A 22268-nucleotide genomic window follows, 5' to 3' on the forward strand; every position below is an offset into this window, starting at 1 on the left:
AGTCGGTTCTCAATCACGCCACGAGTCCGCGACGCCGCTGATCGAGGCGTTCGATGACCGATAAACCACATGCTCCAATCCCCTGTTCGCGCAACCTCCGATGACCGCTCCCTGACTTCTGACCTCTGACTTCTGGACGCCCCTCATGCCACGCATCACTCTCCCGGACGGAAGCGTTCGAGAATACCCCGGCCCGGTCACCGCGAAAAAGGTGGCCGAGGACATCGGACCCGGGCTGGCCAAGGCCGCCATCGGCGCCAAGATCGATGGCGTCCTGAGCGACCTGACCGCGCCCATCGACCGCGACTGCTCACTGGCGCTGATTACCGCCATCGACCGCAAGACCGGCCAGTCCAGCCCGGACGCGCTGTACTTGATCCGCCATTCCGCCGCCCACGTGATGGCGGAGGCGATTCAGCGCCTCATCCCCGGCGTGCAGCTGGTGTACGGCCCGCCCGTGGACAACGGTTTCTACTACGACATGGCCGTTCCGTCCGAGCGCCCCCTTTCCACCGCCGACTTCGAGCGCATCGAGGCGGAGATGGCGAAGATCATCGCCGAGGATCGACCATTCACCCGGTACGAACTGCCCGTTCACGAGGGTCTGCGCAAACTCAAGGCCGAGGGCAGCAAGTACAAGCTTGACAACGCGCAGCGCGCCATCGAGGGCGGATCGGACCGGCTCTCGTGGTACGTCACCGGCCCGGTTCCCGCCGATCCGACCGTGCCCGGCCCGCAGTCGTGCTGGGAAGATCTCTGTCGCGGCCCCCACGTGCCATCCACCGGGCGCATTCCCGTCGGCGCGTTCAAGGTGATGTCGCTGGCCTCGTCCTACTGGCATGGCGATGAAAAGTCCGACCGCCTCACCCGCGTGTACGGCACCGCGTTCGCCGACCCGAAGCAGCTGGAAGCCCACCTGAACCAGATGGAGGAGGCCCGCAAGCGCGATCACCGCGTCCTGGCCAGGAAACTCCATCTCTATCACATCGACGAGTCCGTCGGACAGGGGCTGATCCTCTGGACTCCCAACGGCGCGGTGGTGCGGCGCGAGTTGGAGGAGTTCATCCGAGGCGAACTCGTCAAGGCGGGCTACGTCTTCGTCTACACCCCCCACATCGGCAACCTGAATCTCTATCGCACCAGTGGACACTACCCGTACTACGCCGAGTCGCAGTTCCCGCCGCTCATCGAGCGCGACACCGTCAATCGGCTGGCGCTGGAGGGCTGTTCGTGCGCGGAACTGAGCAACCGGCTTGGTCGCGGCGAACTGGACGGCTTCCTGCTCAAGCCGATGAACTGCCCGCATCACATCAAGATCTTTGACTCGCAGCCCCACTCGTACCGCGACATGCCGCAGCGCCTCGCCGAGTTCGGCACTGTGTACCGCTTCGAGCAGTCGGGCGAGTTGAACGGCCTGACCCGCGTGCGCGGCTTCACCGTGGATGACGCCCACCTCTTCTGCACCGAGGACCAGGTGCCCGTCGAGGTGATGGGCTGCCTCAACCTCGTGAAACTCGTCCTCACCACCCTGGGCATGACCAACTACCGGGTGCGGGTAGGTCTGCGCGATCCCGATTCAAGCAAGTACGTGGGCGATCCCGCCAACTGGGACAAGGCGGAGGCCGCCTGCCGCGCCGCCGCCAAGACCCTGGGCGTGCCCTTCTCCGAGGAACCGGGCGAAGCGGCCTTCTACGGTCCCAAGATCGACTTCATCGTCAAGGACTCGATCGGGCGTGACTGGCAACTGGGCACCGTGCAGGTGGACTACAACCTGCCCATCCGATTCGACCTGTCGTACGTGGGGCCGGACAACAAGCCCCACCGTCCGGTGATGATTCACCGTGCTCCCTTCGGCTCGATGGAGCGGTTCTTCGGCGTGCTGATCGAGCACTTCGAGGGGGCCTTCCCCACCTGGCTGGCCCCGGAGCAGGCGCGGGTGCTGCCCATCAGCGAGAAGTTCAACGACTACGCGGGCCGGGTGCTGGCGGCACTGTCCGAGCGGGGCATCCGGGCGACCCTCGACAGCGGCAACGACCGGCTCCAGGCCAAGATCAAGGCCGCCTCGGAGATGAAGGTGCCCTACCTGGTGGTGGTGGGCGGGCGCGATCAGGAGATGGGAACCGTCTCAATTCGGCTGCGCGGCGCGGGTGACGTGGGCGCCGTGCCGCTGGATGAGTTCATCGACCGGCTTGCCGAGGAGATCGCCGCCCGCTCGCTGACCCATCCGTGGGGGGCTTCCCAGCCGGTCGGCGGTTAGGAAAGAAAAAGTTGCTCCGTCGCGTCCGGGAAGATAGTCTAGGGACATCGGAAGCAGCCCCGGCGTGGCCCGCAGGCGGCTTCCCGATGGAGTTGGATCGTCCGATGCATCATCTCTCCTTGAAGCGGCGCGGGACGTGTTGACGCATGCGCCCCGCCCTTCGCACCGGATCCAAGTGAGTTTCCACCCGTGGGCGCGGCCCGTGCGCCGCGCTGTGTCTTCGTGCCGCCACACCTGAAAGGACATGCCCATCAGTCGCCGACCATACTACTCGAGAGACGATCGCCACTTCCGCGGTCCGCGGATGAATGAGCAGATCCGCATCAGCCCCATCCGGCTGATCGACGAAAACGAACAGAACGTGGGAGAAGTCCCCACGTATGAGGCCCTGCAGCGCGCCCGCGAACTCGGGCTGGACCTGGTCGAGGTGGCCGCCGACGTGCGCCCCCCCGTCTGCCGCATCATGGATTACGGCAAGTTCAAGTACGAACAGGCCAAGAAGGACAAGGCGAACAAGAGCAAGTCCAAGGGCGGGGAACTGAAGGAAGTCCGGCTGGGCCGGTCCATGAAGATCGACCCCCACGACGTGGCCATCCGCCTGCGCAAGGCCCGCGAGTTCCTGCTCGAGGGCCACAAGGTGCAGATCGTCCAGAACTTCCGCGGACGCGAGCTCCAGCACAAGGGACGCGGCGACCAGCGCATGCAGGAGATCATCCAGGAACTCGGCGACGTGGCCAAGGTGGAAGTGCCGCCGCGCCTCTTCGGCAAGCGCATGTCGATGATCCTGGCGCCAGACAAGACCAAGGTCGAGCAGTACAAGCGCAAGCTCCAGGCGGAGGGCAAGACCCTCCCGGCCTCCACCCCCGACCTGCCGCCCATCGACGATGATGACGATGATGATGATCTGATCGACGAGACGCAGGAGGAAACGGCGGCTTCCGACGCCTGACGTCCCGTTCGTCCCCGGCGTGATCCCAAGGCGGCCCCGTGCCGCCTTGTTTGTTGGACGATCACTGGACAAGGACCCTTCCGCGTCGGCTCATGGGCAGGATTCCACCGGCGCGCCGCATACACTTGGGCGTCGCCCGTTCAGCCACGGAACCAACGCCCCATGACCCAGCACGCCGACCCGTTCAAGGCCCGGACCACGCTCTCCACGCCGCTCGGTCCCCGGCAGATCTTCCAGTTGAATGCCCTGGGCGATCTGCCCACCATGCCCTACTCGATCCGCGTGCTCCTCGAGGCGGTGCTGCGCAACCTGGACGGCTTCATCGTCACGGAAGACGACGTACGCGCCGTGGCCCGCTACGACGCCCGCAACGTGGGCGAGATCGAGATTCCCTTCATGCCCGGCCGCGTGGTGCTTCAGGACTTCACCGGCGTGCCCTGCGTGGTGGACCTGGCCGCCATGCGCAACGCCATGCAGCGGATGGGACGCGACCCGATGAAGGTCAATCCCCTGGTGCCCTGCGACCTGGTGATCGACCACTCGGTGCAGGTGGACGCCTTCGGCACCGGGGCCGCGCTCACCATCAACAGCCGTCACGAGTTCGAGCGCAACAGCGAGCGTTACGCCCTGCTCAAGTGGGCGCAGCAGAAGTTCGAGAACTTCCGCGTGGTGCCGCCCGCCACCGGCATCGTTCACCAGGTGAACCTCGAATACCTCGCCAGGGTCGTGTGGGAACGTGAGAACACGAGCGGCCCGCCCGTGCTCTACCCCGACTCCTGCGTGGGCACCGACAGCCACACCACCATGATCAACGGGCTGGGCGTGGTGGGCTGGGGCGTGGGCGGCATCGAGGCCGAGGCCGTGATGCTCGGCCAGCCCATCTACATGCTCCTGCCCGAAGTGGTCGGCTTCCGCCTCACAGGAACACTGCGCCAGGGCGTCACCGCCACCGACCTGGTGCTCACCGTCACGCAGATGCTCCGCGCCCACGGCGTGGTCAACAAGTTCGTCGAGTTCATCGGCGATGGACTGGCCTCCATGCCCGTCGCCACCCGCGCCACCATCGCCAACATGGCGCCGGAGTACGGCGCCACCATCGGCTTCTTCCCCATCGACGGGCAGACGCTCGCGTACCTGCGCCAGACGAACCGCTCGGAGGCGCATGTCGGCGCCGTCGAGCAGTACTGCCGCCATCAGGGGCTGTGGCGCGATTCGGCGCGGGAGAACCGCTTCGTCTACTCCTCGATGCTCGAGCTGGACATGTCCACCGTCGAGCCCTCGCTGGCCGGTCCGCGCCGCCCGCAGGATCGCGTGGCCCTTTCCGACATGCGAAACGCGTGGCGCACCGAGCTGCCCGGCTTCCTGGCCACGGCGAAGAAGTCCGCCGCCGCCGCCGCGGGAACGATGACCGCCCCCACCGCGACCGCCGTCGCCGCCGCGGGAGACGAAGGCGTGCCCGTGATGATGGACGGCGAGGAGTTCGCCCTGCGCCATGGCGCGGTGGTCATCGCCGCCATCACCTCCTGCACCAACACCAGCAACCCGGATGTCATGGTCGCCGCCGGACTGGTGGCGAAGAAGGCCCGCGAGAAGGGCCTGATGCGCAAGCCGTGGGTCAAGACCTCGCTCGCGCCCGGCAGCAAGGTCGTCACCGAATACCTCAACCAGGCGGGGCTGACCGAGTACCTCGACGAACTCGGCTTCAACACCGTCGGCTACGGCTGCACCACCTGCATCGGCAACTCCGGCCCGCTGCCCGACGCCATCAGCGCCGCCATCAACGACAACAACCTCGTCGTCGCCTCCGTCCTTTCCGGCAACCGCAACTTCGAGGGCCGCATTCATGCCGACGTGAAGGCCAACTACCTCGCCAGCCCGCCGCTGGTGGTGGTGTACGCCCTGACGGGCACGGTGGACATCGACGTGACGAAAGACCCCATCGGCGTCGATCCCCTGGGCAAGCATGTCTACCTGCGCGACATCTGGCCCACGCCCGAGGAAGTCCGGGACATCGTCAGCCGCAACGTGACGCGACAGCAGTTCCAGGCGCAGTACGCCCACGTGTTCGACGGCTCGTCCGAATGGCGCGCCATCGCCGCCCCCACCGGCCACCTCTACGAGTGGGACGCCAGGTCCACCTACATCCAGGAGCCGCCCTTCTTCCGCGACATGGCGGCCGGGCCCAGGCCGGTCGCCTCGATCCGCGCCGCCCGATGCCTGCTGCTGCTGGGCGACTCCGTCACCACCGACCACATCTCCCCCGCCGGGTCGATCAAGAAGGACTCGCCCGCCGGCGCCTATCTCATCGCGCACGGCGTGCCGCCCGCGATGTTCAACTCCTACGGCTCGCGCCGCGGCAACGACCGCGTCATGGTGCGCGGCACCTTCGCCAACACCCGCATCAGGAACAAGCTCGCCGACGGACGCGAGGGCGGCTTCACGAAGTACCTCGGCAAGGATAACAACGCCGCCGCGGACGCGCCCACCGTGCCCGTCTTCGACGCCGCCGTGTCCTACGGCGCCTGCCAGACCTCCGACCCGGACATCAACCGCGCCCCCGACGGCACGCCGCTCATCATCCTCGCCGGCAAGGACTACGGCATGGGCTCCTCGCGCGACTGGGCGGCCAAGGGCACCTTCCTGCTGGGCGTGAAGGCCGTCATCGCCGAGAGCTTCGAGCGCATCCACCGCAGCAATCTCGTCGGCATGGGCGTGCTGCCGCTCACCTTCAAGCCGGGTCAGAACGCGGGCTCTCTGGGCCTGGATGGCGCCGAACTCTTCGACATCGACGTGCCCGACCCGCTGCTGCCACGGCAGGACATCACCGTCCGCGCCCGCAAGCCGGGCGGCGCCGGCGTCATCACCTTCACCACCACCTGCCGCGTTGATACGCCGGTGGAAGTGGAGTACATGCGGAACGGCGGCATCCTGCAGACCGTGCTGCGCAAGATGGCGGCCCACGCCTGACGCATCGACACCCGCGCCGCAGTCCACCCGCCTTCAGCCATGCCGAGATGGGGCGCCCGCCAGCGCCCACCACTCAGCACGCCGCGTCCACCATCGCCAGCGCGCGCTCGATTGAGATCACGTCCCCCGCAGTGATCCGCTCCGGCAGCGCCTCCAGCCCGACCGCCATGGATTCATCGAACGGCCCCACCGCCGTGCGCCGCAGCGACGCGCAGAAGCCCCCCGTCCCCAGCGCCTTCCCCAGGTCGCGCGCCAGCGAGCGCACGTAGAACCCCTTGCCGCAGTGCAGCTCCACTTCCGCAATCGGCCAGTCGTAGCGCGACAGCGCGATCGAATGCACCACCACCGCCCGCGCCGCCAGGTGCGGCGGCTGACCCTGACGCGACAGCCGGTACGCCCGCCGCCCGCCCACCTTCATCGCGCTGTAGCTCGGCGGCTGCTGCATGATCCGCCCCGCGAACCCCGCCAGCGCCCGTTCAACATCTTCCCGCGTCGGCGGCCCCCCCACACATCCCACGCCACCCACCCCCCCCGCGCGCTCCACGTCCAGCCGCTCGCCCTCGGCGTCATCCGTCGTGGTGAACGCGCTCAGGTCGATCGCCGTGCGGTAGCGCTTGCTGGTGTTCATCAGCCGCTCGATGATTTTTGTGGCCTTGCCCAGCGCGATCACCAGCACGCCCGTGGCCAGCGGGTCGAGCGTGCCCGCGTGACCCGTGCGCACGCCCCCCGCCCGGCGCTTCACGATCGCCACCGCCCGCGCGCTGGACAGACCCACCGGCTTGTCCACCACCAGCACGCCCGACACGGGTTCACGCGACTCGCTCACGGGGCAGGATACGTCGCCCGCCCCGCGGTACCATGTCGCGTCCCGCTTCCCTCACGCCCCACGTTCACCGCTCAGGAACACCACATGACCGCCATCCGCGTTCTCGTCGGCACCAAGAAGGGCGCCTTCATCATCACCTCCGACGCCGCCCGCAGAAAGTGGACCGTCAACGGCCCGCACTTCGCCGGCTGGGAGATCTACCACATGAAGGGCTCGCCTGCCGACCCCAGCCGCATCTACGTCTCCCAGTCCAGCGGCTGGTTCGGCCAGATCATCCAGCGCTCCGACGACGGCGGCCAGACCTGGCACACCCCCGGCTCCAGGCCCGAAGACCTTGTCGGCGACTACGGCATGCCCAAGGGCGAATCCAACAAGTTCCTCTACAACGAAGACCCCGCCTGCGGCGGAGCCCCCCTCACCACCCATCAGTACTACGACGGCACCCAGAAACCCTGGGTGTTCAAGCGCGTCTGGCACATCGAACCCTCCCTCGACAACCCCGACATGGCCTACGCCGGCGTCGAGGACGCCGCCCTCTTCCGCACCACCGACGGCGGACGCTCCTGGCACGAACTGGCCGGTCTCCGCGGCCACCCTTCCGGGGGGCAGTGGCAGCCCGGCGCGGGCGGCTTGGGACTCCACACCATCCTCATCGACCCCACTTCCGGCGGCAGGCGGCTCTACATCGCCATCTCCGCCGCCGGGTGCTTCCGAAGCGATGACGCCGGCCAGACCTGGAAGCCCATCAACAAGGGACTGCGATCCCAGTTCATCCCCGACCCCGACGCCGAAGTCGGCCACTGCGTCCACCGCATCGCCCTGCACCCTTCCCGCCCCGACACCGTCTTCATGCAGAAGCACTGGGACATCATGCGCTCCGACAACGCCGGCGAACACTGGACCGAAGTCTCCGGCGACCTGCCCAGCGACTTCGGCTTCCCCATCGATGTCCACGCCCACAACCCCGACACCATCTACGTCGTGCCCATCACCAGCGACTCGCTCCACTACCCGCCCGAAGGCAGACTCCGCGTCTACCGCAGCACGTGTGGGGGGGGCGACTGGGAGCCCCTCACCAACGGCCTGCCGCAGAAGGATTGCTACGTGAACGTGCTGCGCGACGCCATGGCCGTGGACACGCTCGACCCCTGCGGCATCTACTTCGGAACCACCGGCGGCCAGGTCTACTGCTCACCCAACGGCGGCGACTCCTGGCAGCCCATCGCGGAGCATCTGCCGGGGGTGCTGTCAGTCGAGGTGCAGGTGGTGACCTGACGCCCCCGTGCCACGGTTCGGTGAGCCGTGCGATCCCCGTGCCACGGCTCTGTGAGCCATGCGATCCCCGTGCCACGGCTCGGTGAGCCGTGCGATCCGCGTGCCACGGCTCGGTAAGCCGTGCGATCCCCGTGCCACGGCTGTCTCAGCCGTGCGAGCGGGCAGCGATGTTCGATCGCGCCGGTGCCTCGGTTCGGACAGTCCCCCTCACGACTCGGTCCTTCATCCCGCCGCACCGCTCTCGCGCGACCGCACGGCCGTCACGGCCGTGGCACACCAAGCCGCATCTGACCCCCACGCTCGCGTGCCACGGCTGTCTCAGCCGTGCGAGCGGCCCACGACGTTCGATCGCGCCGGTGTCCCGTTGATGGAGGATGGGATGACGCTCCGGGAATCCCACCGATCCGTGAGCGGGGGTCGCGGCGGGAACGGTGGGGTTCGAGGACTCACCCCACCCTACTATCTTCATCCCCTCCATCCGTGTTCATCCGTGGACACCACCCCACTATGCTTTCTCTTCGTGTCCCTCTGTGGCCCTCTGTGTTGATCCCTCCTCCCCGACCCTACACCGGCAGCCGGTCCAGCTCGCCCTGCACTTCCTCCATCAGCGCCTTCATCATCGCCGGGCCGAAGTCGAAAGCCAGCCCCGCCGCGTTGAAGAGGTCGGGCAGCGGTCGTGAGCCGCCGAGGGCGAGGGCCTGGGTGTAGTGTTCGATGGCGGTGCGGGGGTCGCGGCGGTACTGCGACCAGAGCTGCAGCGCGCCGAGCTGGGCGATGCCGTACTCGATGTAGTAGAACGGCGCGCCGAAGAGGTGGCCCTGCCGCTGCCAGCCCACCGCGCGGTACTGCTCCAGCCCGGACCAGTCATCCGCCGGGCCGAAGCGTTCCTGGAGGAGCAGCCACTGTTTCGTGCGGTCCTCGCGCGAGTGGCCGGGGTGGGTGTAGATCCAGTGCTGGAACGCATCGATCGTCGCGATCCACGGCAGGAGCGTGGCGAGCTGCTCCAGGTGGCGGCGGCGGGCGCGATGGGCGTCTCCCTCACTCCCGTAGAACTCTCCCAGGAACGGGTGGGCGGTGAGCTCCATGCTCATCGAGGCCACCTCGCAGAACTCCAGCGGGGCGTGGCGATACGCCAGCAGCGGCTGGTGCTGGCTGAGCAGGGCGTGGAAGGCGTGTCCCGCCTCGTGCACCATCGTTTCGACATCGCGCTGCAGCCCGGCGGCGTTCATGAAGATGAAGGGCTTGCGGGAGCGGTCGCGCTGGTACTGGTAGCCGCCGGGCGCCTTGCCCTTGCGGGATTCCAGGTCGAGCATTCCCGGCCCCCGGAGTTGATCGAACAACTCGCCCAGCCGGCCGTCCATGCGGTGGAACAGCCCGGCGGTTTTTTCGATGAGGTCCGCCGCCCCATCGAAGGGTTTGAGCGGCCCGCGGCCCTTGATGTCCACGGACAGGTCCCAGGGGCGCAGCGTGTCGATGCTCAGTTCCCTGCGGCGCTGGGCGTTGAGTTTCCGCAGCAGGGGCACGCAGCATTCCTCCGCCGCCTGGTGGAACTGCTCGCAGTGGGCGGGCGTGTAGTCGAAGCGGTGCTTGCGCTTGAAGGCGTAGTCGCGGTAGTTCTCAAAGCCGGCGTTGCGGGCCATCTGGTGGCGCAGGGTGACCAGCCGGTCGAAGATGCCGCTGATTCGTTCGTGGTCGGCGAAGCGGCGTTCGGCCACGCCGCGCCACGCCTCCTCGCGGGTGGCGCGGTCGGTTTCTTCGAGGAACCGGCCCATCTGCGGCAGGGTCTTCTCCTCGCCGCGGAAGGTGACGGTCATCGCGCCGCAGATCTGGTCGTACTGCTGGTCGAGTTTGGTCTCCTCGGTCTGGAGTGGGATGTTCTCCTCGCGGAAGAGTTCGACATCGGCCTTGAGGTCGCGCAGGAGGACGCCGTAGGCGGCGGGGTCGAGTTTCGCCACGTGGGGGGAGGAGACGATCTTGCGGTCCAGCTCGAAGGAGACCTGCTTGACCTTGGGGTCCACGTGTTCGACGAAGTGCAGGTAGGCCGCTCGGCGGTTCTCATCATCCGTGTGGCAGGTCATCTGGATGTACAGGTTGGCCTGGGCCTCGCTGACGGCGCTGTCGAGTTCGCTGCGGTCGAGCAGGAGCTGGCGGAGACAGCCGTCGCATCGCAGCGTGCGATTGAGCAGGGCTCGGTAGAGCGGCTCGATGGCCGTCCAGTCGGCGGCGTTGAGATCGGCGGGAACAAACGGCGATGCGGCTGTCGCGACAGTCATGAATCACTCCCGTGAGGGCTTGGAACCACGAAGAACTGGAACCACAGATAAGCACGGATGAGGTTGAGAAAAAGTTCCTCGACGTGGATTCACCGCAGAGGCGCGGAGTTCGCAGAGAGAGAAGTCGGGGTTCCTGATCCTGTCTTCTCTGCACACTCTGCGACTCTGCGGTGAATCTCTCTTTGGCGGTTCGGGAATCGCGTTGGTGTTCGTTGGAACCGCAGAAGCGGGGCTTGGGACATCTGGGCCACAACCGTAGCGCTCTTCTCCCTATCCGTGTTCATTCGTGTTCATCTGTGGTTGCACCCGACTCACAGCGTGCGCACGGGGACGGCGGGCAGTTCGAGCCGCTGCTCGATCGCCGCGGCGAGGGCTTCGGCGTGCAGGGCGTCGTCACAGAGCACGAAGACGGTGGAACCGCTGCCGGTGACGTGGGCCGGTCGCTCGGCGAGGGCGCCGACGGCGTCGAGCAGCGGGCGCAGTCCCGGGGCCACGCGCATCGCGGCGGCGGCCAGGTCGTTGAATGGCGCCGCGGGGTCGAGCCGGGGCGCCGTCGCCAGCGCCCGCACCGCCTGCGACCGCAGGGGCGGCGCGGGAGTCTCATCAAACGCGCCGTACACGCGGCCCGTGGGACAGGCGAAGTCGGGAAACGCCGCCACCGCGTGGAGCGGCGGGCGCGGCGGGAGCGGGTCGATCACGTCGCCCAGCCCTTCGACGATGGCGTGTCCGCCGCGCACGAAGAAAGGCACGTCGGAGCCAAGCCCGCCGCCGATCCGTGCCAGCTCGCCCGGCGGCAGGTTCAGTTCGAACAGCTGGTTGACGGCGTGGAGCATGGCGGCGGCGTTGGATGATCCTCCGCCCATCCCGCCGCCGACGGGAATCCGCTTCTCCAGGCGCATCTGCACGGGCAGACGGCGATCCAGGAGGTTCTCCAGCGCCAGGTGGGCGCGCACCGCCAGGTCGCGCGTGATGGGCCAGTTGATGTCGCTTCGCCGCCTGGCCTGCCTGTGCCACAGAATGGCGTAGCGGGAGAGCCGATCCTCCGGCAGCCGCGTGACGGTGAGTTCGTCGGCCAGATCGACGGTGGCCATCCACGAGCAGATGGGGTGCATGCCGTCCTCGTCGGGCGGACCGACGGCGAGGGCGAGGTTGAGCTTGCCGGGCGATGAAATGGTGAGCACGTCGGGCACGGGAGAGGATAGGAGGGGGCGCGTCGGTCGAACCCCCTGTGCGAGCCGCGACCGTGAGGGAGCGGACTGGTCGGTCAACTCTCAGAGAGCGCGGCGACGATCACCGCGCACTTCCTGCGCGGTGCAACCGTTCCGAAACACATGACGCCGACCCAAGTCGCCATGCCGCCGCGCCGATAACGACAGGGCGGCGGGGCGATCGGGAATGCGACCATGCACGAAGAAGTGAAGACCGTCAACATTCGCGACCGGCGGCGCCACCCGCGCGTCGATGCACGGCAGTTCGGCAAGATCTACGAACCCCGCTGCGGGCGGTACTTCCCCTGCACCACGTGCAACATCTCCGAGGGCGGCGCGTTCATCGAGATCGCGCGGCCCCTGCCTCTGGCGCCGGGGGACCGCCTGCTGGTGGGCCTGGCCGCGGGCGATCGACCCGCGATCCTGCGCTCCAAGGAGCTCTTCCCCGTCGAGGTGCTGCGCTCCGTGGTGACGACGGATCATCGTCAGGGCATCGCGGTGCGCTTCATCGAGGCGAAGGAGACGCCGGTGGACGCGGCGCTGCGACTGGCGGCGTGAGTTGAAGGGTGGCGAAGCGCTCCGCGCGGAACTCGGGCTCGATCCGACTCACCGATGCGTCGGCGGACGGGGTCGGCGCGGCCTGCTCCACGGTCGCTTCGTGATCTCGCGGTGCGGGACGCTCGTCGGCGGCGGTTCGAGCTGCCGTTTCAGCCGCAGCACCGCCTTCTCCTTCTTCTTGGCTTCCACCTCGATGGTGACATTCAACCCGCGCCAGCACGCGGGGAAGTCGGTGATGTTGATGAAGTCGTGATGTCGGCGCGGATTGCGTGAACGCCACCCGCCCACCGGACTGGAGATGTGCAGCAGCGGCTCGCGGCTCCAGGTGGCCAGCGCGGCGGCGGTGGCTTCCTCGATCGAGAGATCATCCCGCAGGCAGCGGTGGTGATGCACGTCGTACACGAGCGGAATGGACTCGACGCGGCAGAGCTCGAGCAGGTCGGCGGGCGTGTAGGTGACGTCATCGTTCTCCAGCGTCAGCAGCGAACGGGCGTGATCGCTCAGCCGGGCGGCGGCGCGTCGGAAGCGATCGAGCGCGGCGGGCTTGTCGCCGTACCCGCCTCCCGCGTGAATGTTGATCACGTCCGCGCCGATCCACGTCGCCACCATCGCCTGGTATTCGATCTCGGCGATCGAGGCGCTGACCACGCGCTCGTCCGGCGAGGAAAGCACGACGAACTGGTCGGGATGGAACGTGGTGCGGAAGCCGCGCTCGCGGGCGAACGAGCCGCAGGCGCGGAAGGCGGCGACGATGGCGTCGCATCCCGGCAGATCCTCGATTCGGTAGCCGTGCGCGGGATGGGTGATGATCGGCAGCACCTGGCTCACCACGCGGAAGCAGCCGATCCCGTGCGCGTCGCACCACTCCATCGCCTCCAGCAGGGCGGCGGCGTTGTGACGCGCGATGTCGGCCAGTTTCTCCAGCCCGCGCGGTCGGGTCAGGCGGGAAAGGACCGCCGCCGTGGTCGTACGGAAACGAATGGGCACGCCGACGAACTGGCAGCAGAGGCCGAGACGGGTCATGGCGGGGTCGCTCCCTCTCGGTTGCGGCTCGCTCTGCTTCCGCACACCGGCCCGCACGCCGGCTGGATCACGAGACAGGCGATGGGCGGCACCTTACACCCGAGTCAGCTTGCGGTACTTGAGCCGGTGGGGTCGCTCGGCCTCGATGCCCAGCCGCTTGCGCCGATCCTCCTCGTACGCCGAGTAGTTGCCGTTGAACCAGTGGACGTGGGCGTCGCCCTCGAAGGCGAGGATGTGCGTGGCGATGCGGTCGAGGAACCAGCGGTCGTGCGAGATGATGACCGCGCAGCCGGCGAAGTTCTCCAGCGCCTCCTCCAGCCCGCGCATCACGTTCACGTCCAGGTCGTTGGTGGGCTCGTCAAGCAGGATGACGTTGGCCCCGGCCCGCAGCATGCGGGCGAGGTGAACGCGGTTGCGCTCGCCGCCCGAAAGGTTGCCCACGAGTTTCTGCTGATCCGGCCCGACGAAGCCGAACCGCGAGACGAACGCGCGGCTGTTGACCTTCATCTGGCCGAGCATGATCTCATCGTCGCCGTCGCTGATGGCCTCCCACACGTTCTTGCTGTCGGGCAGGGTGTCGCGCGTCTGCTCGACGTAGGCGAGCTTGACGGTATCGCCCACGCGGAACTCGCCGGAGTCGGGCTTGTCCAGCCCGGTGATCATGCGGAAGAGCGTGGTCTTGCCCGCGCCGTTGGGACCGATGACGCCGATGATGCCGCCGGGAGGCAGCGAGAAGGAGAGGTCTTCCATCAGCAGGTTGTCGCCGAACGCCTTGGAGACGTTCCTGGCCTCGATGACGAGGTTGCCCAGCCGCGGACCGGGGGGGATGAAGATCTCGATCTCGCGGGCGCGCTTCTCGCTTTCCTCCGACACCATGCGCTCATAGGCGGCGATGCGGGCCTTGCTTTTCGCCTGCCGCCCGGCGGGGTTCTTGCGGATCCACTCCAGTTCGCGGGCCAGCGCCTTCTGGCGGATGGACTCCTGCTTCTCCTCCACCGAGAGCCGGGCCTTCTTCTGATCGAGCCACGAGGAATAGTTGCCCTTCCACGGAATGCCCTCGCCCCGGTCGAGCTCGAGGATCCACCCGGCCACGTTGTCGAGGAAGTAGCGATCGTGCGTGACCGCGATGATGGTGCCGGCATACTGCTGCAGATGATGCTCGAGCCACGCCACGCTCTCGGCGTCGAGGTGGTTGGTGGGCTCGTCCAGCAGCAGGATGTCCGGCTGCTGCAGCAGCAGGCGGCAGAGGGCGACGCGGCGTTTTTCGCCGCCGGAGATCACGTCGCAGCGCATCTCGCCGGGCGGGCATCGCAGGGCGTCCATCGCCATCTCGAGGCGCGAGTCGATGTCCCACGCGCCCAGACGCTCGAGCTGCTCCTGCAGGTCGCCCTGACGGGCGAGCAGTTTCTCCATTTCGTCGTCCGACATGGGCTCGGCGAACTTCTCGCTGATGCGGTCGAACTCCGCCAGCAGGTCGAGGGTGGGCTTGACGCCTTCGCGGACGACTTCGATGACGGTGCGCGTCTCGCCCAGCAGGGGCTCCTGCGGCAGGAAGCCGATGGAGTACCCCTTGGCCGCGTGAATCGTGCCTTCGTACTGCCTGTCCACGCCCGCCATGATGCGCAGCAGCGACGACTTGCCCGAGCCGTTGAGCCCCAGCACGCCGATCTTGGCGCCGTAGTAGTACGACAGCGAGATGTTCTTGAGCACCTGCTTCTTCTCGTACGTCTTGGAGACGCCGAGCATGGAGTAGATGATCTGCGTGGTTTCCTGGGGCGGCATGGGAAGGACTCACCAAGGGCGGGGGAAAGCAGGAATGATAGGGCGAAGGGTCCGGCAGTCCTGGCGCTGGCTGTCGGTTCCCGGTGGTCGGCGGTCGGTTGTCAGACTTGAGTGGTCGGGGCGGCGGAACGCGCATCTGATCCCGTGTCGATCCCGACGCCCCGCACTCAGGACCGCACCCCTCTTCCCTTCCCCCGCTCCACCCCCGATGCTCCACTGGCTCCTTCTCATCCACCTGATCGTCGGCGGCGTGACGCTGGTCGTCTACGCCTTCGACAAGTGGGCGTCGATGCGCCAGCGCCGCCGCGTGCCCGAAACCACGCTGCACCTGCTCGCGCTGCTCGGGGGCGTCAGCGGCGCAATCGTCGGACAGTGGGCGCTGCGTCACAAGGTGCGCAAGCGCGGATTCGTGGCGGCGACGGTCCTCATCGCCATGCTGCACGGGGCGCTTCTGCTGTGGGCGGCTCTCTCCTGAGCGATGCGTCCGTCGCCCCGGGCTGAATGACAACAACGCCCGGTCCACCATCCGGGCGTTGCTGCGTCTGGACTGTTGATTGACGGCTGACCGTCGGATCACGCCGCCTTGGCGATGCGCCGGGTCTTGCCGACCGTGCGCTGATGCTCCATGGCGGCGCGTCGGGCACGCTGGGTCACCAGCAGGTCGAGCAGTTCGCCGGGATCGCGAGCCCACAGGTCGGCGCCGATTTCCTCGGCAAGCCCCTCGGCGCGGTTGAACACGCCGCCGCCCACGACGATCTGCATGTTCGGGCACGCCCCGACGCCTCGGATGGTGTCGATGAGCTGGCGGATCATCGGCGCGTCGCTGGCCGCGGAGGCGAACATGAGAAGAATGTCAGCGCCTCGCTCGGCGACCTCGGTGAGAATCTCGTCCTGCGCGATGCCGCCCCCGCCGAAGAAGACGTCGTAGCCGTCCGCCTCGGAAAGATCGGCCACCAGCTGCCCGGCGAGCTCCTCGGTTTCGCTGGGACCGCTGAAGAGGCAGACGGTCCGGTTGCGGCGTGGCTTCTGCACGTAGCGCACCTGCGCCTGATCGGCCACGGAGCGAAGGATGCGCGTGGCGTAGTGGTGCGAAAGCGTGGACATCTGATCGGCGCGGAAGAGCCGATTCACCGCCTCGAGCGTGGGCCACACCACGCGGAGCGAGAGTTCCTCGGCGGGCATGCCGTCGTGGATGGTTTCCTGCACGATCTGACGCGCGCCGCGACGATCGCCCGAAACCGCGGTCTGGAAGAGCCGTTCGATGAGCATTTCTTCGTTCACGGGTATCACTCCCTCAGGTCGGGTTGTCCCGGGCGTCCGTGGCCGGGGACAACGTATGGGTGGGTGGTGCGGCGACCTCCGTGGCCGCGGCGGATCAACTGACGCCCGTGTTCATCGAGCGACCGTCGCGTGATCCTGCAAGCGCCGCGACGCGACACGACGCACGCACCTATCGGACAAGGCGGGATAACCCGTCACCAAACGTGACGCTGAGAGTCCAATAACCAGTCACACTGAAGCATGTCGCCTCGATCGACCCGGGGGCGACGCGAAGACACCGAAATGACCGGCTCGCATTCAATCCGACCCACGCCTCTCGGCCTTCGACACGTCCGGGAACCGCTCACCCCATTCGTGCATCGCCATCAGGATCGGCTTCAGACTCCCGCCCAGAGGGGTGAGCGAATACTCCACGCGCGGGGGAATCTCCGGGTAGACCGTGCGGGCGACGATCCCATCGCGCTCCAGATCGCGCAACTGGCTGGCCAGCGTGCGAGCCGAGATGCCGCCCAGGAGCCGCTGCAGCGCGTTGAATCGCTGCGTGCTCTCAAGCAGGAAGTGAAGGATCATCACTTTCCACCGCCCGCCGATGACGCGCAGGGTCACTTCGACAGGGCATCCGACTGACTTTCGACTTGGACGCATGACACTAACCTTATTGATAGTACATGATGTGAATGTGCATACTTGAACATTGTATCGTTTGGTTCGTAGTATGGCCAGCGAATCACCGCTGTGGAGAACGATCCATGATCCGCACCAAGACTGTGATGGAAGTGAAGCCCAGCCCGGACATGCACTGGGTGGGCGACGGATTTCCCGTTTCGTCCGTGATCTCGCCGCAGACCACGCAGTCGCGGCTCAGCCCGTTCGTGCTGATGGACTACGCCGGTCCGGCGCGGTTCGAGCCATCGAGCAAGCCGCGCGGTGTGGATTCCCACCCTCACCGCGGCTTCGAAACCGTCACCGTGGTCTACCAGGGCGAACTGGAGCACCGCGACACCGCGGGCAACCGGGGAAGCATCGGCCCCGGCGACGTGCAGTGGATGACCGCCGCCTCGGGGGTGCTGCACGAGGAGAAGCACTCTGACCGCTTCACCCGCGAGGGCGGCACGCTGGAGATGGCCCAGTTGTGGGTGAACCTGCCGGCGCGCCACAAGATGGACGCCCCGCGATACCAGGAACTGCGGCGCGAGGCGATCCCCACGATTGACCTGCCGCACGGCGCGGGCTCGATTCGCGTCATCGCGGGCGACTTCAACGGTACGTCAGGCGCCGCGAGCACCTTCACCCCCGTCATCCTGTGGGATGTACGGCTGAGCCCCGGCGCGGCCGTCACGCTGCCCATTCGACAAGGCGCCAACGCCGCGGTGTTCGTGCGGAGCGGATCCGTCCGGATCGGCCCGGATCGCCCGGTGAGCGCCCGTGAACTGGCGGTGCTGGATCGCGATGGCGCGGGCATCGACCTGCGCACCGACGACGGGGCGGACCTGCTCATCGTGGGCGGCGAGCCGATTGATGAGCCGGTCGTCGCCTATGGCCCATTCGTGATGAACTCCACGCGGGAGATTCACCAGGCGGTGGAGGACTTCCGCTCGGGACGTTTCGGACAACTGTGAACGACACGGGCGCGGGTGTGTGCGGCGTGGCGCCCCTGGCCCTCGCCGTGCATGCCTCAGCGCTGCCCGATCGAGATCGTGCAGACGCCCATCGTCAGCGGCACGGCGCGGGTGGAGGTGAACCCCGCGCGGCGGATCAGGTCGAGCAGATCGTTCCCTTCGGGAAACGTCTCCACCGAGCGCGGCAGGTATCGATAGGCCCCGCTCCGGTCCCGCGCGATGAGCGTGGCTGTGAGCGGCATGACGCGGCGCGTGTAGAAGTCGTTGCCCGCCCGAACAAGCCGGTTGCGCGGGCGGCTGAACTCCAGCACCACCAGACGCCCGCCGGGCCGAAGCACACGCCGGAACTCGGTGAGCGCCCGCGGCGGGTCGCTCACGTTGCGCAGCCCGAAGGCGATCGACACAATGTCGAAACTCGCATCGCTGTATTCGAGATTCATGGCGTCGCCGTGCTCGAAGCGGAGCCGTTCGCCCAGCGCCCCGCGCCGACGCGCCTTGTCCCGCGCCAGGTCGAGCATCTGCGGCGTGAAGTCCGCTCCGATCACCTGCCGCGCCCCCGCCCGGGTGAACGCCAGCGACAGGTCGCCGGTGCCGCAGGCCACGTCCAGCACGTCGCTCTCGGACGTGACGCCCGCTTCGCGCACGGCGCGGGCGCGCCAGCATCGGTCCAAGCCGAAGGAGTGGAGCCGGTTGTTCAGGTCGTAGCGACGCGCGATGGCGCCGAACATCCGCCGCACCCGCGCCGCCTTGTCCGCGGCGGCGTGCGGATCGCCGGCCAGATCTGACGGCGACCAGGCGCGATCGGGGGCAGACGAAACGGGATCGACGGAAGACGGCTGGGACATTCGTGCGTGATACTATGAACGTGTCGGACCAACCGCGCACACACTTCTCAGGAGCACCCCGATGCCGCGCCTCGTTGCAACCGTCCTCTTCTCGCTCGGGCTGCTGGCGACCGCGAGCGGCTGCTCCACCAATCCCGCCACGGAGCGCAGCCAGTTCCTGCTCATGTCTGACGAGCAGGAGATCGCGCTCGGTGCGGAAGCCAAGCCGCAGCTGGTCACCGAATACGGCGGCGAGGTGAAGTCCGCCGACCTGCGCGCCTACGTCGATGGCATCGGCAAGCGGATGGCCGCTCTCACCGAGGCCGACTACCCCAACCTGCCGTGGGAGTTCACGGTGCTGGATTCGGACGTGATCAACGCCTTCGCCCTGCCGGGCGGGAAGGTGTTCATCAGCCGGGCGCTCATGTCGTACATGAGCAACGAGGCCCAGCTCGCCGCCGTGCTGGGGCACGAGATCGGCCACGTGACGGCGAAGCATGGCAACGAGCGCATCAGCCAGGCGATGGTCATCCAGGGCATCGCCGAGGCGTTTACGGGAGACAGCGCGGTTGGGCAGATCGTCCCGCTCGTGGTCGGCGCGGGCGGACAGGGGTACCTGCTCAAGTTCGGGCGAGACCAGGAGCGCGAATCCGACCGGCTGGGCATGCGTTACATGACGGCGGCGGGCTATGACCCCATGGGCATGGTGGAGCTGCTGGGGATTCTGGTCAGCGTCTCGACCGGCGAGCGCCCGCCGGAGTTTCTGTCCACTCACCCCAACCCGGAAAGCCGCCAGCGCGACGCCCGCCAGCTGGTGGAGACAACCTACGCTCACACACAAGGCAACCCATCGTTCGGGCTGTTCGCCGATCGGTTCGCGCGGCGGGCGAAACCCTACTTGCCTCCGCCACCTGGCGCTTCGTTGCGGCAGGAAGGTCTTCCGACTCTCGCCGCAGACACAAGCTCCGCTGAATCAGTGGGTTCCGTGTCAGTTGGGTCGCTGGATGATGCACCTGCGACGCGCCATCGTCTGCTGGCGCGGGTAGGCGGGTGGTGCGCCCACTGCCGGTTTGGCGGTCCGGTCGATTGATGTCACACTGGGTAACCTGACCCGCGCAACTTCTGCCGTCAGCCCGTGCGGGGCTGGCGCGATCCGTTATAATCCAACCTGTGCATTCGACCCACGGCTTTGGTCGATGGGCACCGTAGGACGCTTCGGAATCGACGCATGATCATCGACCTTCGGACACGGATCTGGTCCAAACTTGACCTGCTGGGCACGGAGATCGCCAACCAGTTGCGACGCCGCTACGCCGACCGCTGGAACATGCTCGACGGCTCGGCCGCCGGCCATGATCGGGCGTCCGGGTGCGTCACGGCCTCGTGCGTGCTGGGCTTCCGTTCCGACCTGCTCGGGGCGACGCTTCCGAACGAGGTGATCGCCGAGTTTGTGGCGGGCGACCCGCGGCGCCGGGTGGGCATCGCGGGCATTGATCCCATGTCCCCCAACGCCATGACGGAGCTGGAGAAGGCCGTTCACCTGGGTCTGTGCGGCGTCTGCCTCAGCCCCGGCATGCAGGGCTACCACCCCGCCCACTCGCTGGCGATGCGCGTCTATGAGCGGTGCGCCGAACTGCACCTGCCCGTCTTCGTGACCAATGACATTCCCCACTCGGCCTCCACGGTGCTGGAGTTCGCCCGTCCCTACCTGTTCGATGAGGTGGCCCGCAGCGTTCCCACGCTGAAACTGGTCATCGGCGAGATGGGCTGGCCGTGGGTGAGCGAGACCATCGCCCTGATCGCCAAGCACCCCAACATCTATGCCGACGTCGCCTGCCTGGGCGGCAAGCCGTGGGAACTGTACAACGCCCTCGTGGCGGCGGATGGCGCGGAGGTGATGGACAAGATCCTCTTCGGCTCCGGTGGGCCATTCGTAACCCCGTCGCAGGCCATCGAGGCGATGTACTCGCTCAACGCCTTCGCCCAGGGAACACACCTGCCCACCATCCAGCGGTCGCTGATCCGGTCGATCATCGAACGCGACTCGCTCCAGGCGCTGGGCATCGAGAGTGAAATCTCCAACCAGCGGATGGAATCGCGGACGACGGACGAATCGGACCCCTTCTCCGAGATGGCCCACGCCGCCGCGGAAGCGGATGAGGACGATGATGCGGAATAGCGGCGGTCAGAACAGCGGCGTGGGCGTCCCGCCCGCCCCTACCACCAGTGGCGTGGGCGTCCCGCCCGCGATCAATCGATCACCCTCAACCGCCCATCCATCGATGCGATCCCGGCGCAATCTCCCGATCCTCGCCGCCCTTCTTCTCACGGGGGCCGCTCTCGCCGGCTGCTCAGGCAAGGCCGTCTCCGGTACGCTCCGGGTTGAGTCCTACGGGGCCGACGCGGTCACGCTGCCCGGACGCTTCACCACCTCGGTGTACCGCCCGTCGGAAGAGAACGTCGCGTCGTTCTTCCTGCTCGACGCTCCGACGAAGGACATGCTCGAAGGCCGCATCGACCGGGGCCAGTTCGTCCACATCGAGCTGCTCTGGCTGCCCCGTGCCGGCAAGACGCCGCTCGACTCCGCCGCCACCAACTGCTCGGTGCGGCACGTGATCTTCGTGGGCGAGGAGTTCGGCATCTACGCCGGGGCGGGGTTTGCGAAGCCGTCAGGAAAGGTCGGATCAGGCAGGATGACCATTTCCGTGCCCGAGGCGTCCCTGACGCTGGTGGAATCCTCCGCCGGCTGGGTGGACCGGCTTGGACCATCCTCTCTGACCGGCAGTTTCACCGCCACGCTGGACGACCGACTGGCGAGACGGCTCTCTTTCGCCGCCAGCCAGATCGTGACCAATCGACTGGGACGCCCGCGTTACGTGATGGGCGAGAATCGGGTCATTGATCGGGCGCAAAAAGAGAAGCGCCCCGGTTGACGGGGCGCGGGTCGTTCACATCCGAGTATCGATCCGGGACGGACGTATTCAGCCCTTCACGTCGCCGATCTTCACGCGCAGGTAGCGCTGGCGGTGGCCCTGCTTCTTCTTGTAGCCGTGCCGCCGCTTGAACTTGATCACATCGATCTTCTCGCCCTTGAACTCCTCGAGCACCTCGGCGGACACCGAGGCCCCCTTCAGATAGGGCGTACCAACCTTGGCGGCGGACTTACCGTCGCCGACCAGCAGCACGCGGTCGAAGGTGATGGTGGATCCCGCCGTCGCCCCGTCCCGGAGATCGATCTCCAGCACGTCGCCCGGCGTCACTTTGATCTGCGTCCCGCTGTCTTCGATGATGGCGTACACGGTTCGACTCCCTGCATGGCCCTCCGCGATGCGAAGGGTCGATATCTTAGCCGTCTGAATCGGCAAGCCAAGCGACCCGGACAGGTGGTCGGCTCGTGAGGCGGCCGCCAGGCCGGGCGGCTCGACA

At 67.3% G+C, this 22268-nt stretch carries 19 protein-coding genes; 10 read left to right on the forward strand and 9 right to left on the reverse strand.

Annotation, left to right across the window (positions count from 1 at the left end; translation table 11 throughout):
- Window positions 1-145 precede the first annotated feature (145 nt).
- From thrS to acnA, 3 genes are all read left to right on the forward strand, one after another.
- Window positions 146-2257 (forward strand): threonine--tRNA ligase, encoded by a 2112-nt coding sequence (gene thrS, locus HRU76_02065; protein ID QOJ16448.1) that lies wholly within the window; start codon window positions 146-148, stop codon window positions 2255-2257.
- 304 nt (window positions 2258-2561) lie between these two features.
- Entirely contained in the window at window positions 2562-3206 is a 645-nt protein-coding gene (locus tag HRU76_02070) for a translation initiation factor IF-3 (protein QOJ19061.1), read from the forward strand.
- 162 nt (window positions 3207-3368) lie between these two features.
- A complete protein-coding gene (acnA, locus tag HRU76_02075; GenBank protein ID QOJ16449.1) occupies window positions 3369-6173 on the forward strand; it encodes an aconitate hydratase AcnA in 2805 nt (934 codons plus the stop codon).
- 73 nt (window positions 6174-6246) lie between these two features.
- Here acnA and truB read toward each other — a convergent pair whose 3' ends face one another.
- A complete protein-coding gene (gene truB, locus HRU76_02080; protein ID QOJ16450.1) occupies window positions 6247-6999 on the reverse strand; it encodes a tRNA pseudouridine(55) synthase TruB in 753 nt (250 codons plus the stop codon).
- 84 nt (window positions 7000-7083) lie between these two features.
- Here truB and HRU76_02085 point away from each other — a divergent pair, with 84 nt between their 5' ends.
- Window positions 7084-8274 (forward strand): exo-alpha-sialidase, encoded by a 1191-nt coding sequence (locus HRU76_02085; GenBank protein QOJ16451.1) that lies wholly within the window; start codon window positions 7084-7086, stop codon window positions 8272-8274.
- Between the two features lie 563 nt (window positions 8275-8837).
- Here the strand turns inward: HRU76_02085 and HRU76_02090 are convergent.
- Window positions 8838-10547 carry a M3 family oligoendopeptidase gene (locus tag HRU76_02090; protein ID QOJ16452.1) on the reverse strand — a complete coding sequence of 570 codons (1710 nt, stop codon included), beginning with the start codon at window positions 10545-10547 and terminating at the stop codon, window positions 8838-8840.
- A 311-nt stretch (window positions 10548-10858) separates the two neighbouring features.
- Window positions 10859-11737, reverse strand: a complete 879-nt coding sequence (gene ispE, locus HRU76_02095) for a 4-(cytidine 5'-diphospho)-2-C-methyl-D-erythritol kinase (protein ID QOJ16453.1) — start codon at window positions 11735-11737, stop codon at window positions 10859-10861.
- A 213-nt stretch (window positions 11738-11950) separates the two neighbouring features.
- Here ispE and HRU76_02100 point away from each other — a divergent pair, with 213 nt between their 5' ends.
- Window positions 11951-12313, forward strand: coding sequence for a PilZ domain-containing protein (locus HRU76_02100; GenBank protein ID QOJ16454.1), 363 nt, complete (start codon window positions 11951-11953; stop codon window positions 12311-12313).
- A gap of 48 nt (window positions 12314-12361) precedes the next feature.
- Here HRU76_02100 and uvsE read toward each other — a convergent pair whose 3' ends face one another.
- Window positions 12362-13336: a UV DNA damage repair endonuclease UvsE gene (gene uvsE / locus HRU76_02105; GenBank protein QOJ16455.1), complete on the reverse strand. Its 975-nt coding sequence runs from the start codon at window positions 13334-13336 to the stop codon at window positions 12362-12364.
- A gap of 93 nt (window positions 13337-13429) precedes the next feature.
- Entirely contained in the window at window positions 13430-15118 is a 1689-nt protein-coding gene (ettA, locus tag HRU76_02110) for an energy-dependent translational throttle protein EttA (GenBank protein ID QOJ16456.1), read from the reverse strand.
- Here ettA and HRU76_02115 point away from each other — a divergent pair.
- Window positions 15090-15593, forward strand: coding sequence for a DUF1294 domain-containing protein (locus HRU76_02115; protein QOJ16457.1), 504 nt, complete (start codon window positions 15090-15092; stop codon window positions 15591-15593). The genes ettA and HRU76_02115 overlap by 29 nt on opposite strands.
- Window positions 15594-15691: 98 nt before the next feature.
- Here HRU76_02115 and HRU76_02120 read toward each other — a convergent pair whose 3' ends face one another.
- The gene (locus tag HRU76_02120) at window positions 15692-16399 is read right to left on the reverse strand and encodes a B12-binding domain-containing protein (GenBank protein ID QOJ16458.1); all 708 of its coding nucleotides are present in this window, start codon (window positions 16397-16399) and stop codon (window positions 15692-15694) included.
- Window positions 16400-16696: 297 nt separating this feature from the next.
- Window positions 16697-17044 (reverse strand): helix-turn-helix transcriptional regulator, encoded by a 348-nt coding sequence (locus HRU76_02125; GenBank protein ID QOJ16459.1) that lies wholly within the window; start codon window positions 17042-17044, stop codon window positions 16697-16699.
- Window positions 17045-17148: 104 nt separating this feature from the next.
- On the opposite strand from HRU76_02125, the gene HRU76_02130 reads away from it, so the two are divergent.
- Window positions 17149-18018, forward strand: coding sequence for a pirin family protein (locus HRU76_02130; GenBank protein ID QOJ16460.1), 870 nt, complete (start codon window positions 17149-17151; stop codon window positions 18016-18018).
- 56 nt (window positions 18019-18074) lie between these two features.
- Here the strand turns inward: HRU76_02130 and ubiE are convergent, their stop codons facing one another.
- Window positions 18075-18863, reverse strand: coding sequence for a bifunctional demethylmenaquinone methyltransferase/2-methoxy-6-polyprenyl-1,4-benzoquinol methylase UbiE (ubiE, locus tag HRU76_02135; protein QOJ16461.1), 789 nt, complete (start codon window positions 18861-18863; stop codon window positions 18075-18077).
- Window positions 18864-18924: 61 nt separating this feature from the next.
- Between ubiE and HRU76_02140 the strand changes: the two genes are divergently transcribed.
- From HRU76_02140 to HRU76_02150, 3 genes are all read left to right on the forward strand, one after another.
- Window positions 18925-19932, forward strand: a complete 1008-nt coding sequence (locus HRU76_02140; GenBank protein ID QOJ16462.1) for a M48 family metalloprotease — start codon at window positions 18925-18927, stop codon at window positions 19930-19932.
- Between the two features lie 138 nt (window positions 19933-20070).
- Window positions 20071-21021, forward strand: a complete 951-nt coding sequence (locus HRU76_02145) for an amidohydrolase family protein (protein ID QOJ16463.1) — start codon at window positions 20071-20073, stop codon at window positions 21019-21021.
- Complete coding sequence (locus tag HRU76_02150) at window positions 21008-21775, forward strand: hypothetical protein (GenBank protein QOJ16464.1); 768 nt, start codon at window positions 21008-21010, stop codon at window positions 21773-21775. Before HRU76_02145 ends, HRU76_02150 begins: the two co-directional genes overlap by 14 nt.
- Before the next feature lie 48 nt (window positions 21776-21823).
- On the opposite strand, the gene rplU is transcribed toward HRU76_02150, so the two are convergent.
- On the reverse strand, window positions 21824-22141 hold the full coding sequence (rplU, locus tag HRU76_02155; protein QOJ16465.1) for a 50S ribosomal protein L21: 318 nt from the start codon (window positions 22139-22141) through the stop codon (window positions 21824-21826).
- Window positions 22142-22268 lie beyond the last annotated feature (127 nt).

This window comes from Phycisphaeraceae bacterium (assembly GCA_015709595.1).
In the GTDB taxonomy this organism is placed as follows: Bacteria; Planctomycetota; Phycisphaerae; order Phycisphaerales; family SM1A02; genus CAADGA01.

Excerpts from the sequence above, each read along its gene's own strand:
- thrS (QOJ16448.1), top strand. The coding sequence starts at position 146 with ATGCCACGCATCACTCTCCCGGACGGAAGCGTTCGAGAATACCCCGGC.
- HRU76_02070 (QOJ19061.1), top strand. The coding sequence starts at position 2,562 with ATGAATGAGCAGATCCGCATCAGCCCCATCCGGCTGATCGACGAAAAC.
- acnA (QOJ16449.1), top strand. The coding sequence starts at position 3,369 with ATGACCCAGCACGCCGACCCGTTCAAGGCCCGGACCACGCTCTCCACG.
- HRU76_02085 (QOJ16451.1), top strand. The coding sequence starts at position 7,084 with ATGACCGCCATCCGCGTTCTCGTCGGCACCAAGAAGGGCGCCTTCATC.
- HRU76_02090 (QOJ16452.1), bottom strand. The coding sequence starts at position 10,547 with ATGACTGTCGCGACAGCCGCATCGCCGTTTGTTCCCGCCGATCTCAAC.
- HRU76_02100 (QOJ16454.1), top strand. The coding sequence starts at position 11,951 with ATGCACGAAGAAGTGAAGACCGTCAACATTCGCGACCGGCGGCGCCAC.
- uvsE (QOJ16455.1), bottom strand. The coding sequence starts at position 13,336 with ATGACCCGTCTCGGCCTCTGCTGCCAGTTCGTCGGCGTGCCCATTCGT.
- HRU76_02115 (QOJ16457.1), top strand. The coding sequence starts at position 15,090 with ATGATCTGCGTGGTTTCCTGGGGCGGCATGGGAAGGACTCACCAAGGG.
- ettA (QOJ16456.1), bottom strand. The coding sequence starts at position 15,118 with ATGCCGCCCCAGGAAACCACGCAGATCATCTACTCCATGCTCGGCGTC.
- HRU76_02125 (QOJ16459.1), bottom strand. The coding sequence starts at position 17,044 with ATGCGTCCAAGTCGAAAGTCAGTCGGATGCCCTGTCGAAGTGACCCTG.
- HRU76_02130 (QOJ16460.1), top strand. The coding sequence starts at position 17,149 with ATGATCCGCACCAAGACTGTGATGGAAGTGAAGCCCAGCCCGGACATG.
- ubiE (QOJ16461.1), bottom strand. The coding sequence starts at position 18,863 with ATGTCCCAGCCGTCTTCCGTCGATCCCGTTTCGTCTGCCCCCGATCGC.
- HRU76_02140 (QOJ16462.1), top strand. The coding sequence starts at position 18,925 with ATGCCGCGCCTCGTTGCAACCGTCCTCTTCTCGCTCGGGCTGCTGGCG.
- HRU76_02145 (QOJ16463.1), top strand. The coding sequence starts at position 20,071 with ATGATCATCGACCTTCGGACACGGATCTGGTCCAAACTTGACCTGCTG.
- HRU76_02150 (QOJ16464.1), top strand. The coding sequence starts at position 21,008 with ATGATGCGGAATAGCGGCGGTCAGAACAGCGGCGTGGGCGTCCCGCCC.